The organism is Stenotrophomonas sp. GD03777 (genome assembly GCF_029842485.1).
Taxonomy (GTDB): domain Bacteria; phylum Pseudomonadota; class Gammaproteobacteria; order Xanthomonadales; family Xanthomonadaceae; genus Stenotrophomonas; species Stenotrophomonas sepilia.
The window spans coordinates 1-13,099 of record NZ_JAOCGL010000025.1; the positions used below are offsets into that span (position 1 = coordinate 1).

Consider the following 13,099-nt stretch of genomic DNA (forward strand, 5'->3'; position numbering starts at 1 on the left):
GCTGTTCGCCCAGTCCGCTCTGGCTGGCATGCACCACCAGCCACGCTGCGTTGCCGGCGTCGCTGGCCGGCATCGGTAGCGCCTGGCGCAGCCCGCGCGCGGCACGCTGGCTGCGGCGGCGGTCCAGGTACAGCATCCAGCCGGTGATGAAGAACAGGCTCATGCCCAGGCTGCTGAGCATCACCACCACGCGTCCGGGTACACCGAAGTAGCTGCCCGAATGCAGCGCGAACACGCTGGTGGCCAGCTGTCCGCCCGCGCCCTGGCGTGCGTACGGGCGGGCATCGAGAACCGCACCGCTGGCCGGATCGAGCTGCAGCAGGTCATGCGCACGATCGTGGTGGCCGCCGCGCTGCGACGGATCACCGGCCATCACCCGAACATTCAGTGCCTGTCCGGGTTTCTCCGGCAGGCGCAGGTCAATGAAGCCGGCGCGCACGCCCGGCAGCGCGTACAGCGTGGCTTCAATGCGGTGCAGGTCCAGCGACGCATCGGTGGCAACCTGGTGCTTGGCCGCCGGTGGGACGCCCAGCAGCGTGCTGGCCGCACTGCGATACCCGTCGAACGACCACCACAGGCCGGTCAGCGCACTCATCAGGTAGATCAGCAGCACCCAGGTGCCGACTACCGAGTGCAGGCTCCACAGGAAGCCGCGCCCGCTGCGTTTCCACTCCACTGCCAGCCAGCTGCGCCAGTGCCACCAGCGTCGTGGCCAGCGCAGGTAGAGGCCGGACAGGGTGAAGAACAGCAGGGCGATGGCACAGCTGCCGGTGATCCACTTGCCGCGTTCGCCCGCGGCAAGGTGGCGATGCAGGTCCTCGACGAAGTCAAAGAACGCCTGGCCGCGCAGGGCGCTGAAGCGCTCACCGCTGTACGGGTCGAAGTACACCCAGTGGTCCTTGCCGCCGGCAAAGCGCGCGACCGACGGCCGCTGTCCGGTGGCATCGATACGCAGGCGTTGCAGGGGGCGTTCGCTGCCGGCCTGGAGCAGCGGCACCAGTTCACTGAGTGCAAGGGGATGCTGTCCGTCGGCATGGTGCTCGGCGATCTCGGCAAAGCCGGGATTGGCGGCGCGCAGCAGCTCGTCCTCGAAGGACAGCACGGCGCCGCTGAGGCCCATCACGGCCAGGACGGCACCGGCGGTAATGCCCAGCAGCCAATGCAGTTGGAACAGGACGTTCTTGAACATCGAAGGAGAGGGGCCCGGGAGGCTGCCGCCCGCATCCTGCGCAACAGCAAATGAGAATTAGTCGCGGAATTCTCCGTGGCGCGTTGGCTGCGGTCAAGCTGGAGGTACCGGCCGGGCGGCACCCGGCACCCGCGGTAGTGCCGGCCGCTGGCCGGCAACCTCAGAAGCAACAGCCGAAGCAACAGCGGGTTTCCTGTGAGGAGGCGGGGTGGGTCCGGTTGCGGGGGACGGCGCAAGTACGTCCCTGTAGCCTTGGTCACGGCATCCATGCCGCGGACACCCCCTCAACCGGACCCACCCCGCCTTCGACAGTTTCCTGCGATCTGTCGGAACGGCGTTCTGCTTTGGTGGGTGCCGACCGTTGGTCGGCACGGGGTCTGATTCCGTTCTGAATATCGATATCTGACAGATGTGTCGACCAAGGTCGACACCTACCAACAGCCGCGAAGATCTGTCAGAGGTGGGGCGGTGTCGGAGTGCGGGGTGTCAGCCGCATGGATGCGGCTGCCAAGCTTACAGGGACGTACTTGCAGCGTCCCCGCACTCCGACACCGCCCCGCCAACCCACGGAATGCCCGCTTTGGCTTTGGCTGTTGCCGTTGCATTGAGCAGGGTGCAGGGCTGCAAGCCCTGCAAAAAACACCCTCACTTCACCCAGCCGTCGATCTCGCCGTGGGCGAACGGTCCCAGCTTCGCTTTTACCATTCGCCCCTGCGCATCGAACAACACGCTGTAGGGCAGCAGGCCTTGCGCGTTGCCGAGCTGCACGCTGGCATCGCGCGGGCCCGGTGTCTCGATCACGATCGGGTAGTCCACTGGCACCTGCTGCAGGAAACCGCGCACGTCGTCCGTCGTGTCCAGCGCCAGACCCAGCACCTGCACACCGTTGTCGCCCTGGGCATCGGCGAAGCGCGCCAGTTCGGGCATCTCTTTCACGCAGGGCGCACACCAGCTGGCCCAGACGTTGATCAGCAGCGGCCGGCCGGCGAAGTGATCGCGCAGGACCAATGGCTGACCCGCCAGGTCCGGCAGTGTCAGCGCGGGCAACTGATCGCCCACCTGCAGCGTGGGCTTCACGGCCGTCGCCCTGGAAGCCGTTGCTGGCGCGGCAGGTGCTGATGTGCCGGGTGACAGCCGATGCCCGGCCCACAGGCCGAGGCCGGCGGCCAGCACCGCTGTCCACAGCAGCGCTGGCCGTTGCCACTTCATCGTGCGGTGCGCAGCAGCGCTTCCTCGACCACCGCCTGGGTCAGCAGGGTCGGCAGCACGGTCGGCGGCGCGCCGGGGCCGTACACCACGTACAGCGGTACGCCAACCGCCTTGTGCTCTTCCAGGAACGTGGTGATCTGCGGGTCGACGTTGGTGTAGTCACCGCGCATGTACACCGCATTGGTGCGCTTGAGCAGTTCCTTGAACTCCGGCCGTGACAGCACCGCACGTTCGTTGGCCTTGCAGCTCACGCACCAGTCGGCGGTCATGTTGACGAACACCACGCGGTTGTCGGCGCGCAGGCGGTCCAGCAGCTGCGGCGAATACTCGACCACGTTGTCGCTGGCGGCCTGTGCTGCCCTCGCCGGCGGTGCAAGCTGGGTCACGCCCCAGGCCGGAACCAGCGCACCGATCGCCAGCAGCACACCGAGCAGGGTCACCGCACGCGAGCCGGTCCAGCGGTTGCGTTCAAACAGCCACAGGCCGAACGCGAACAGCAGCAGGCCACCCAGCACCAGCGCCATGCCGTCCACGCCGCGCTGCTTGCCCAGCACCCACAGCAGCCACAGCGCAGTGGCGTACATCGGGAAGGCCAGCACGTGCTTGAGCGTTTCCATCCACGGGCCGGGCTTGGGCAGGCGGCGTGCCAGCGCTGGCACGAAGCCGATCAGCAGGAACGGCAGCGCCAGGCCCAGGCCAAGGAACAGGAACACGGTCATCGCCTTCAGCGGTGGGGCAATGAAGGCGTAGGCGATCGCACCGCCCATGAACGGGCCGACGCAGGCACTGCCGACCACGCAGGCCAGCGCACCGGTGAAGAAGTCACCGGCCGGGCCGCTGCGGCTGGCCAGCGACTGGCCAAGATTGCCGATGCCGCCGCCGAGGGTGAATACGCCGGACAGGCTCAGGCCCACCGCGAACATGATGTAGGCCAGCGCCGCCACCACGCCCGGGTGCTGCAGCTGGAAGCCGATGCCGACGGCGTTGCCGATCGCACGCAGGCCTACCATCAGCGCGCCGATCCCCGCGAACGCGACCAGCACGCCCAACGTGTACCAGAGGGCATGGCTGCGCGCGCGCTCGGGGCTCTCGCCGCTCTGCGCCAGGCTCAGCACCTTCAGCGACAGGATCGGCAGCACGCAGGGCATCAGGTTCAGTACCAGGCCACCGGCCAGCGCCAGCAGCAGCACCCAGACGAACGATCGGTCCGGGTTCGGGGTGGTCGCCGGCGGACGCGTGCGCAGGGCGTTGCCATCGCGCGCATCGGCGGCGAACTCATTGCGCGCGCCCTCACTGCCGCTGGCGGCGGGAGCGGCGTTGCCGTCGTTGGGTACGGTCGGCAGCAGGCGCAGCGGTACGCCATTGGCGGATTCACGCGGCGCACCGGCAGCGCCCAGCGCATTGACTGCTTCCTCGCGCACTGGCGCCTGGCCGGTGCCGGCGTTGAGCTTGCCGGCCGGAATCGACAGCTTCACCCGACGGGTCATCGGCGGGTAGCAGATACCATCGGTCTGGCAGCCCTGGAAGGTCACCACCAGGGTGCTGTCGACCGCATCAGTAACGGTGCGGCGCAGCGGCAGCGGCACTTCCACCTGGTTGAAGTACACCGAGACATCGCCGAAGTGCTCGTCGCGATGCGACTGCGCGGCCGGCCAGCGCGGCTTGTCGGCGAGCACGCCGGCGCTGCCTTCCAGCTTCAGCGAAGTGCGGTCGCGGTACAGGTAGTAGCCGGGTGCCGGGCTGAAGCGCAGCAGCAGGGTGTTGCCGTCGCTGGCGATGGCATCGAAGCCGAACGCCTGTTCCGACGGCAGCGGCAGCGCCTGGCTGTTGTTGGCCGCGCCCGGCAGGCGCAGGCCACCGCTGTTGCCGGCACCGGCCAGCGGGTTGTTGAACGGACTGGCGGCACCGGTACGCGCGGCAGGCACCACGGCCGCCGCACCGGCACCCGGCAGGGTGACCTGCACCACGCGCTTCTGCGGTGGGTAGCAGACGCCGGCATCTGCGCAGCCCTGGTAGCGGACTTCCAGGCTGATGGTGCCGGCAGCGTCCGTCGGCGTGCCGGGCAGGGTGGCCTGCAGGCGCTCGCGATAGGTTTCGACCTCGCCGAAGAAATCATCGTGGTGCCTGTCACCCTTGGGCATCTGCAGCGTGCCGGCATTGAAGGCCGGATCCGCCTTGACGCTGGTGCGGTGGCGATACAGGTAGTAGCCCGGTGCGATCTTGAACTGCAGCTGCACCTGGCCCCGTTCGGGGGCAGTGGCGGTCAGCGCGAACGCCTGGTCCACCGGCAGCAGGTCCTTCTCATCCAGGGCCAAGGCGGGCAGCGAGAGCCACAACAGGGCGCACAAGGCGGCGCCACGCGCAAACAGAGTCTTCAATCAGTGTCCTCCCGGGTCTGTGCCCGGATCCAGTCCAGATATGCCGGCAGGCCGGCCCGGGTTTCGACCGCGATGCACTCCGGGAGTTCATACGGATGCAGTTCGACGATCCGGGCGATTGCGTCATCGACGCGGCTCGCGGTGGTCTTTACCAGCAGCTGCAGCTCGGCATCGGTGGTCACCTCGCCCTGCCAGCGGTAGGTGGACTGCGCGCCATCAAGGCGGGTCACGCACGCGGCCAGGCGCTCGCCGACCAGCGCGTGCGCAATGCGCTCGGCACTGGCCCGGTCCGGGCAGGTGGTCAACAGCAGCAGGACGGGATCGACGATCGGCATGACCGCCGAGTATAGGGCCGCCGCCGGGTCAGGGCCCGGCGGCGGCAGTGGACCGCTGCGTTGCGCGGTCAGTTGGCCAGCTGGCAGGTGGCTGGCTTGGCCGAGGTGAACAGGGCCGGGGTCGCCCACTCGGGGTGGTCGATGAACGGGTTGCGATTGCCCTGGAAGCTGTAGACCACGTCATTGCGGGCACGCTCGGCATCATCCGGCGGATCGGACAGGTGCCAGTCGATCAGCGTCGACAGCAGGCCCATGTAGGCCGGCGAACTGCTGGTCTTGACGATCTTGCTGCGGTCGTCGGTCAGCTCCAGGTCCGGCTCGGACTGACCGGTGGCCGCATCCTTGCCACCCTCATAGCGGATGGCCATGTACATCACCGCACGCGCCATGTCGCCCTTGCGCTTGCCCCACACCTCGAAGGTGCCGGTGTTGCCGTCCGGCGTGCGCACCCAGTTGGAGTTGCCCGGGTAGCCGCCGCTGCCGCCGCCCTGCCCATTGTTGGCTTCGGTGGCACGCTCGCCGCAGCTGGCATCGCACTTGGCGAACGGCTTGTTGCCACGGTCGGCGTTCCACTGCGCGTCGGTCAGGTACAGCATGTGGGTGTCGGTGTACGGCGCGTAGGGCAGGCCCTTGTCACCGGTGGTGGTGGCAAAGCCCAGCGAGTTCGGCCAAGTGTGCTCGCGGTTGTAGGTCAGGCCGCTGCCGGTGCCCGCACGATCACTGACCTTGGCGTAGCTGCGGTTGCGGTACGCATCGAGGATGCGGTTCGGGTTGTTCGGATCCTCGTCGGCGATTTCCAGGATGGTCCAGGTGCTGGTGCCCGAGCCGCTGTACGGGTAGGCGGTATGGCCCTTGATGGTGGCGTGCAGCGAGCAGCGCAGCTGGCTGGGGCTGTTGGTGTTGACCCTGGAGTAGTAGCCGGCCGGCACGCCCGGGTTGCCGCCGGTGCTGGCCACGGTGAAGGCGATGCGGCTGTCGGCGGCCGGATGCGCGCCCTGCAGGTCGGTGATGCGCGCGGCGCGGATGTCGAAGCGGCAGGCTTCACCGGCCACCAGCGCGGTATTGGTGGACAGCTTCACGCTGCGGCCGCTGGCCGGGAAGGTCAGCGGCACGCTGCCGGAGGTGCCGCAGCTCAGGGCGAAGGCGCCACTGGCCAGGTTCACCGTCTCGCTGAACACCACTTCCAGGTCGGCGGCAGCGGGGAAGGTGCTGCTGCCCTGCGCCGGGGTGGTGGTGGAGACTGACGGCGGCGTGTTGGGGCCTGGCGTGCCACCGCCGCTGAAGGTCTGGCCGTTGTTGCAGCTGCCGAACGTCTGGCCGGCAGATTCGGCCCAGGTGAAGTGGGCGTACTGGCTGCCGCTGCCGGTCAGCTGCAGCGAGGTGCCCGGCGCGGTGCTGTTGCTTTCGGCCACCGGGATGTTCTGGCTGGTCATGCCCGCGGCGGGGCCACCGGAGGCGGTGATGGCGCCCTCGTAGCTGAGGAACTGGACCACCTTGCCGCTGGCATCGACCAGGGCGATGCCGTCGTTCGGACCATTCTGGAGGCCGTTGGTCGGATAGTTGACCACGGCGATGGTGGCGCTGCCGCAGCCGGCGGCGGTGCCGGCCGGGACCGGATTGTTGGCGTAGACGGTGGCGGCCGACGGGTTGCTGCCGTTGTAGAGGTACAGGCGGTAGCCGGACAGGTCCTCACCGGCAGTGGCTACGACCTCGATCGCTTCGCCGACGTCACCGGCGGCGGTGCTGTCGTCGTAGTGCAGTTCATTGATGAAGACCTCGGCCTGGACCGGCGCAGCGGCCAGCGCCAGCAGGCAGGCGGCGGCAAGCGGGGACAGCAATCGCATCGACTACTCCTTGTGATTGGGAATGCCTGACCGAGCCTAAGGCCGATCCAGTGACACTTTGTCGTAAATGAACGTCAGATATCTGACAGTGCGACGCTTGTCACCGAAATTGATCTGGACCGACGCCCTGGCCGAGGCGCGCGGGCGAAAAAATTTTTTCATTCCGCCCTTGAAAGGGGGCGGCAGGGCTCCATCTCTGCCCTGCTCCCGACGTTGTCGGGTTTCTTCACGTGCGGTTCTGGCACTCGCCTGGGGTGAGTGCTAACATCGCCGGACTTTTTTAGACCAATCAATCACTTAAGAGGTCTCCTATGAGCATCAAGCCGCTGCACGACCGCGTTGTGGTCAAGCCGATCGAAGCCGACGAAATCTCCGCCGGTGGCATCGTCATCCCCGACTCGGCCAAGGAAAAGTCCACCAAGGGTGAGGTCGTGGCCGTCGGCCCCGGCAAGCCGCTGGACAACGGCAACGTGCGCGCGCCGTCGCTGAAGGTCGGCGACAAGGTCATCTACGGCCAGTACGCCGGCAGCTCGTACAAGAGCGAAGGCGTCGAATACAAGGTCCTGCGCGAAGACGACGTGCTCGCCGTCATCGGCTGAGCTTCGGCGCGACCTGTTTCAACCTGATCCCAAACTCCCAGCCGCCGGGCCTCGTCCGGCGCTACCAATGAGGTAAATGCAATGGCTGCCAAGGATATTCGTTTCGGTGAAGACGCCCGTTCGCGCATGGTGCGCGGCGTCAATGTTCTCGCCAATGCCGTCAAGGCCACCCTGGGCCCGAAGGGCCGCAACGTCGTGCTGGAAAAGAGCTTCGGCGCCCCGACCATCACCAAGGACGGCGTCTCCGTCGCCAAGGAAATCGAACTGGCTGACAAGTTCGAGAACATGGGCGCGCAGATGGTGAAGGAAGTTGCGTCGCGCACCAACGACGATGCCGGCGACGGCACCACCACCGCCACCGTGCTGGCCCAGGCCCTGATCCGCGAAGGCGCCAAGGCCGTTGCCGCCGGCATGAATCCGATGGACCTCAAGCGCGGTATCGACAAGGCCGTTTCGGCTGCCGTCGCCGAGCTGAAGAACATCTCCAAGCCGACCGCCGACGACAAGGCGATTGCCCAGGTCGGTACCATCTCGGCCAACTCGGACGAGTCGATCGGCCAGATCATCGCTGACGCGATGAAGGAAGTCGGCAAGGAAGGCGTCATCACCGTTGAAGAAGGCTCGGGCCTGGACAACGAGCTGGACGTGGTCAAGGGCATGCAGTTCGACCGCGGCTACCTGTCGCCGTACTTCATCAACAACCAGCAGTCGCAGACCGCTGACCTGGATGATCCGTTCATCCTGCTGCACGACAAGAAGATCTCCAACGTCCGTGACCTGCTGCCGGTACTGGAAGGCGTCGCCAAGGCCGGCAAGCCGCTGCTGATCGTCGCTGAAGAAGTCGAAGGCGAAGCGCTGGCGACCCTGGTGGTCAACACCATCCGTGGCATCGTCAAGGTCGTGGCCGTCAAGGCCCCGGGCTTCGGCGACCGCCGCAAGGCGATGCTGGAAGACATGGCCGTGCTGACCGGCGGCACCGTGATCTCCGAAGAAGTCGGCCTGTCGCTGGAAAAGGCCACCATCAAGGACCTGGGCCGCGCCAAGAAGGTGCAGGTCTCCAAGGAGAACACCACCATCATCGACGGCGTCGGCGACAAGGCCAACGTTGATGCACGCGTGGCGCAGATCAAGACCCAGATCCAGGACACCTCGTCGGATTACGATCGCGAGAAGCTGCAGGAACGCGTGGCCAAGCTGGCCGGCGGCGTTGCGGTGATCAAGGTCGGCGCCTCGACCGAAATCGAAATGAAGGAAAAGAAGGATCGCGTCGACGACGCCCTGCACGCCACCCGTGCAGCCGTTGAAGAAGGCGTGGTCCCGGGCGGCGGCGTTGCCCTGGTCCGCGCGATCACCGCGCTGGCCGGCCTGAAGGGTGCCAACGAAGACCAGAACCACGGCATCCAGATTGCCCTGCGTGCGATGGAAGCCCCGCTGCGCGAGATCGTGGCCAACGCCGGCGACGAGCCGTCGGTCATCATCAACAAGGTCAAGGAAGGCACCGGCAGCTTCGGCTACAACGCGGCCACCGGCGAGTTCGGCGACATGCTGCAGTTCGGCATCCTGGACCCGACCAAGGTGACCCGTTCGGCCCTGCAGAACGCGGCCTCGATCGCCGGCCTGATGATCACCACCGAAGCCATGGTTGCCGAAGCTCCGAAGAAGGACGAGCCGGCCATGGGCGGCGCTGGTGGCATGGGTGGCATGGGCGGCATGGGCGGCATGGACTTCTAAGTCCACGCCTCCGGCGGTCGTTGCCGGCCTCGGTCGGCACGCCTTCCCGATGTGATGTTAAAGAAGAACCCCGCCGCAAGGCGGGGTTTTTTGTTGCCCGGTTGCCGTCGCCGCAGTGCATCGCTACGCTCGGTGACCATGCCTACCTCGTTCATCGTCGTTGACGACTTCCTTTCTCCCGCCGATGCGCAGGGGTTGCGCCAGGCGGCACTGGGCCTGGACTATCCCGTCCAGGAGGGCGCATTCCCCGGCCGCAATTCACAGCAGCGGCTGGAGCTGGATGGCCTGTCCGGCGCGGTCTCGCGACTGGTCAACGAACCGCTGCGGCCGGTCAACCCGCTGCAGTCGCACGGCAAGTTCCGCCTTACCCTTGCCGGCGACATCGGCCGCGCCAAGGTACACGCCGACCACTCGCACTGGTCGGGCATTCTCTACCTGAGTGCACCGGAGCACTGCGAGGGCGGCACCGAGTTCTTCCGCCATCGCCGTACCGGCACCGAGCGCATGGCCCTGGACGCGGCGGAGCTGGCCGCATTGGGCTACGCCAACGGCGGCGACATGCATCGCGACATCATCGAGCGCGACAGCAACGACGACAGCCAGTGGGAAATGACCATGCGCATTCCGATGCGCTTCAACCGGCTGGTGCTGCTGCGGCCCTGGTTCTGGCACACCGCCGGGCCAGCGTTCGGTGATCGACCGGAGAATGGCCGGCTGGTGTACCTGATGTTCTTCGAGCAGGCGCGCTGAGGAGTGCCATCCACGCATGGCGTGGATGCTCCCCCTGGCCGCGTTCGCCATGCAGGCGTCATCGCACCCTCATTCGACGAATACCTTCGCCGCGCCATACTCCCACTGCCACGGCACGCCGGTATCGCCCAGTACGAATGCCACCAGTGCCGGGAACGCAGCTTCCGCCCGTACATCGTTGCCCAGGATCACCACGCAGCGTCTGTACCGTTCGATGCACACCAGCGTGTTGCCGACCGCATCGTCGTGGCCACCCTTGTAGAAGCCTGCGCCCTGCGGGCCGCGGAACGTCACCACGCCCAGGCCTGAGGCCAGATCCTTGCGTTGCTGCGCCACGGGCAGCTCCGGCTGCAACGTGGGGAACTGGCTGGCGGTGGTGATCGGCAGCTGCGGCCGCACCAGTTCCCTGCGCATTGCAGGCGACAGCCCATCGCCGCGGACATAGCCGGCAGCGAAGCGCGCCATGTCGGCGATGGTGGTATCCATCGAACCGGCCGCACGCACGCGGCTGCGTTCATCGTGCGGCTCGGCCGTGCCTTCCGCCGTCCAGCCATCGGCCAGGTTGGCGGCGAAATCCTCACGCCACATCATGCTGGTGCGGACCATGCCGAAGCGGTCGAATACCTGCCGCTGCATCAATGCACCCACGTCCTGGCCAAGCCGTCCACGCTCGATCACGAACTGCAACAGGATCAGCCCTTCGCCGGAATACCCATAACGACTGCCCGGATCGAAGTGGAACTTCAGGCGGCCATCGGGTTCCAGGAACCCGAAGTTGGCAAAGCCACTGGAATGGTTGAGCAGCAGGCGCGGAGTGAGCTGGCGCCAGCGCGCATCATCGGTCAGTACGCTGTAGTCGGCGTACTTCTTCGGCTCTGGCGGGTAGTCCGGCAGCGGCTTGTCCAGCGCCGTGGCGATGCTGGCGTCCAGCTCGATCCGTGCGTCCTGGGCAAGCTGTGCGACCAGGTGGCCGAACGCCATCTTGGTCAGCGAGGCGGCGTACATCACGGTATCGGTGCGCAGCGGCTCGCCTGCGGCGTTGCGTTCGCCGTAGGCGGCCACGTGTACCACCTTGCCGCCATCGATCACCGCCAGCGCCATCCCGCGCGCATGGGCCGCCTGCATCAGCCGCTGTGCTTCGGCATCGATGCGCGCGGGCGAGGGTAGCGGCGGCGCGGCCAGCACGGCCGGCGGGAGCAGCGTCAGCAACAGCAGGACAGCACGGCGCATGCGTGGAACTCCTGGCGGGACGTGGCGCGATGCTACGCCTGCCAGCTCCCGCCGTCATGCGCCAGACGTCAGCCGGGTCGGCGCAGGCAGATCCGCGCGGCACCCGCACCGATGTCCACCTGGCCACCGCGCATCGCGTCGGCACCGAGGATCAAGGCCGGTCGCGCCTCCAGGCCGATCGCCCTGAACACCGGCAGTTCGCTGATCCGGACCTCCATCGGCGGGTGCTGCCAGTTGCCGCCGGTCATGCCGGGCAGGGTGTACAGCCAGGTTGCCTGTGCACCGCCACCCAGCCCCTCGGTGCCCTCTTCACGTGCACGCACCCGAGCATCGCTGCCGTCGGTGCGCAGGCCCAGTGCGCGGGCTGCTTCGGCGTTGAGGACGGTCTGCGCGGCACCGGTGTCGACCACGGCGATGGCGTCCACGCCGGGCGTACCCAAGGCAAGCGTGATGAAGCCGAACTGGCGCAGGCCGTCATCGCGGCCGGGCAGCGCATTGGGTTGGCAACCCGGTCCTTCCAGGTCCAAGCCGCCGGGTGTCCACAGCGCCAGTTGATTGCGGCCGAAGTCCCAACGGGTGTCCCAGCGCCCGGTCAGGTCGTTGCCGATCAAGCCGTCAATGGCCGGATCATCGCCCTTCGCCAGCGATGACAGGTCGACCTGCATGCCGCTGGCCTTCAATTGCCAGCTGCCCAGCTGCCACGCTGTGCTGCGCATGCGCTGCAACCGCGCCGCCTTCGCGCTCGCGCCCTGGGCCTGCGACACTGCCGCTTCCGCATCCTGCAAACCGTAGCGCCGCACTACGCGTGCATCGACCAGGGTTGCCCCGGCGGCACTGTCGACCACGAAGCGCAGCGGCTCTGAACGCCCGTCCAGCGAGACGGCCACTGCCGGATGACCGCCCTGCATCCACATCGGCAGGACGTGCTCGGCGGCATCGGAGGCGAGCGCCGGCAAGGGGATGGCGAACAGGGGCAGCAGGAACAGGCGCAAGGGGAGACTCCGCAGTGATCGTGGGCGACCATTGGCGCGCAGCGGCGTATCACCGCGATATCGGCGTTGATACCGTCCTGATACACAGGTGCGGGATACTGGGCGAATGAACACTCCCATCCGCGTCATCGTCGTCGATGACGATGCCAGCATTCGTGACGCCATCGCCGACCACCTGCTGCTGCACGGCTACCAGGTGCGTGTGGCGGCGGATGCAACAGCGCTGGACGTGTTGCTGCAGGTTGAACGTCCTGACCTGATCATCCTCGACTGGATGATGCCCGGTGAGGACGGCCTGTCGGTATGCCGCCGGCTGCAGGCGCGGGCGATCCCGATCCTGATGCTGTCGGCGATGGGGGCCGCGCCGGATCGCGTGATCGGCCTGGAGATGGGCGCGGACGACTACCTGGCCAAGCCGTTTGACCCGCGCGAGCTGTTGGCGCGGGTTCGCGCGCTGATGCGCAGGCAGGACAAGCTGCGCGCACAGGTGGCCAGCGAGCTGCGGTTTGATGGCTGGCGATTGCTGCCTGACCAGCGTCGCCTGTTCGCGCCGGATGGCGCCGAACTGGTGCTGAGCCGCGGTGAATTCTCCCTGCTGCTGGCACTGGCTGAACGTCCCGGGCGGGTGCTGGCGCGCGAACAGCTGCTGCAGTTGAGTCGCGGAGAAGCCAGTGACAGCGTGGACCGTGCCGTCGACCTTGCGATCAGCCGCCTGCGCCGCAAGCTCGGGCAGGCCGCGTCCGGCGCTGAAGCCCTTGTGCAGACACTGCGTGGCGAAGGGTACCGCTTCAACGCGGAGGTAGGGGTGTTGTGAGCAGCCGGTGGTCAACCACCCGCTGGAT

11 protein-coding genes are annotated in these 13,099 nt (G+C 67.2%); 4 read left to right on the forward strand and 7 right to left on the reverse strand.

Annotated elements, in window-relative coordinates; all coding sequences use genetic code 11:
• The 5 genes from N5E02_RS07885 to N5E02_RS07905 form a co-directional block, all read right to left on the reverse strand.
• The coding region (locus N5E02_RS07885; RefSeq protein ID WP_279946152.1) for a PepSY-associated TM helix domain-containing protein at positions 1-1,189 on the reverse strand (1,189 nt) is incomplete at its 3' end.
• A 645-nt stretch (positions 1,190-1,834) separates the two neighbouring features.
• Positions 1,835-2,398 (reverse strand): TlpA disulfide reductase family protein, encoded by a 564-nt coding sequence (locus N5E02_RS07890; protein WP_139727808.1) that lies wholly within the window; start codon positions 2,396-2,398, stop codon positions 1,835-1,837.
• Positions 2,395-4,776, reverse strand: a complete 2,382-nt coding sequence (locus N5E02_RS07895; RefSeq protein WP_139727806.1) for a protein-disulfide reductase DsbD — start codon at positions 4,774-4,776, stop codon at positions 2,395-2,397. Before N5E02_RS07895 ends, N5E02_RS07890 begins: the two co-directional genes overlap by 4 nt.
• Complete coding sequence (cutA, locus tag N5E02_RS07900) at positions 4,773-5,111, reverse strand: divalent-cation tolerance protein CutA (RefSeq protein WP_139727804.1); 339 nt, start codon at positions 5,109-5,111, stop codon at positions 4,773-4,775. Before cutA ends, N5E02_RS07895 begins: the two co-directional genes overlap by 4 nt.
• A gap of 68 nt (positions 5,112-5,179) precedes the next feature.
• Positions 5,180-6,955 carry an endonuclease gene (locus N5E02_RS07905; RefSeq protein WP_235646051.1) on the reverse strand — a complete coding sequence of 592 codons (1,776 nt, stop codon included), beginning with the start codon at positions 6,953-6,955 and terminating at the stop codon, positions 5,180-5,182.
• A gap of 311 nt (positions 6,956-7,266) precedes the next feature.
• On the opposite strand from N5E02_RS07905, the gene N5E02_RS07910 reads away from it, so the two are divergent.
• From N5E02_RS07910 to N5E02_RS07920, 3 genes are all read left to right on the forward strand, one after another.
• Positions 7,267-7,554, forward strand: a complete 288-nt coding sequence (locus N5E02_RS07910; RefSeq protein WP_005411227.1) for a co-chaperone GroES — start codon at positions 7,267-7,269, stop codon at positions 7,552-7,554.
• A gap of 81 nt (positions 7,555-7,635) precedes the next feature.
• Positions 7,636-9,285 carry a chaperonin GroEL gene (groL, locus tag N5E02_RS07915; protein ID WP_005411226.1) on the forward strand — a complete coding sequence of 550 codons (1,650 nt, stop codon included), beginning with the start codon at positions 7,636-7,638 and terminating at the stop codon, positions 9,283-9,285.
• 138 nt (positions 9,286-9,423) lie between these two features.
• Positions 9,424-10,035 carry a DUF6445 family protein gene (locus tag N5E02_RS07920; protein WP_053497029.1) on the forward strand — a complete coding sequence of 204 codons (612 nt, stop codon included), beginning with the start codon at positions 9,424-9,426 and terminating at the stop codon, positions 10,033-10,035.
• Between the two features lie 69 nt (positions 10,036-10,104).
• On the opposite strand, the gene N5E02_RS07925 is transcribed toward N5E02_RS07920, so the two are convergent.
• Positions 10,105-11,265: a serine hydrolase domain-containing protein gene (locus N5E02_RS07925; protein WP_139727800.1), complete on the reverse strand. Its 1,161-nt coding sequence runs from the start codon at positions 11,263-11,265 to the stop codon at positions 10,105-10,107.
• 68 nt (positions 11,266-11,333) lie between these two features.
• Positions 11,334-12,179 (reverse strand): aspartyl protease family protein, encoded by an 846-nt coding sequence (locus N5E02_RS07930; protein WP_306463098.1) that lies wholly within the window; start codon positions 12,177-12,179, stop codon positions 11,334-11,336.
• A 184-nt stretch (positions 12,180-12,363) separates the two neighbouring features.
• On the opposite strand from N5E02_RS07930, the gene N5E02_RS07935 reads away from it, so the two are divergent.
• The gene (locus N5E02_RS07935) at positions 12,364-13,071 is read left to right on the forward strand and encodes a response regulator transcription factor (protein WP_065178812.1); all 708 of its coding nucleotides are present in this window, start codon (positions 12,364-12,366) and stop codon (positions 13,069-13,071) included.
• The last annotated feature ends 28 nt before the right edge of the window (positions 13,072-13,099 follow it).

Bases quoted from the DNA above. Each gene is read 5' to 3' on its own strand.
- N5E02_RS07930 (WP_306463098.1), bottom strand. From the start codon at position 12,179: ATGTGGATGCAGGGCGGTCATCCGGCAGTGGCCGTCTCGCTGGACGGG.
- N5E02_RS07890 (WP_139727808.1), bottom strand. From the start codon at position 2,398: ATGAAGTGGCAACGGCCAGCGCTGCTGTGGACAGCGGTGCTGGCCGCC.
- groL (WP_005411226.1), top strand. From the start codon at position 7,636: ATGGCTGCCAAGGATATTCGTTTCGGTGAAGACGCCCGTTCGCGCATG.
- N5E02_RS07925 (WP_139727800.1), bottom strand. From the start codon at position 11,265: ATGCGCCGTGCTGTCCTGCTGTTGCTGACGCTGCTCCCGCCGGCCGTG.
- N5E02_RS07910 (WP_005411227.1), top strand. From the start codon at position 7,267: ATGAGCATCAAGCCGCTGCACGACCGCGTTGTGGTCAAGCCGATCGAA.
- N5E02_RS07935 (WP_065178812.1), top strand. From the start codon at position 12,364: ATGAACACTCCCATCCGCGTCATCGTCGTCGATGACGATGCCAGCATT.
- N5E02_RS07920 (WP_053497029.1), top strand. From the start codon at position 9,424: ATGCCTACCTCGTTCATCGTCGTTGACGACTTCCTTTCTCCCGCCGAT.
- cutA (WP_139727804.1), bottom strand. From the start codon at position 5,111: ATGCCGATCGTCGATCCCGTCCTGCTGCTGTTGACCACCTGCCCGGAC.
- N5E02_RS07905 (WP_235646051.1), bottom strand. From the start codon at position 6,955: ATGCGATTGCTGTCCCCGCTTGCCGCCGCCTGCCTGCTGGCGCTGGCC.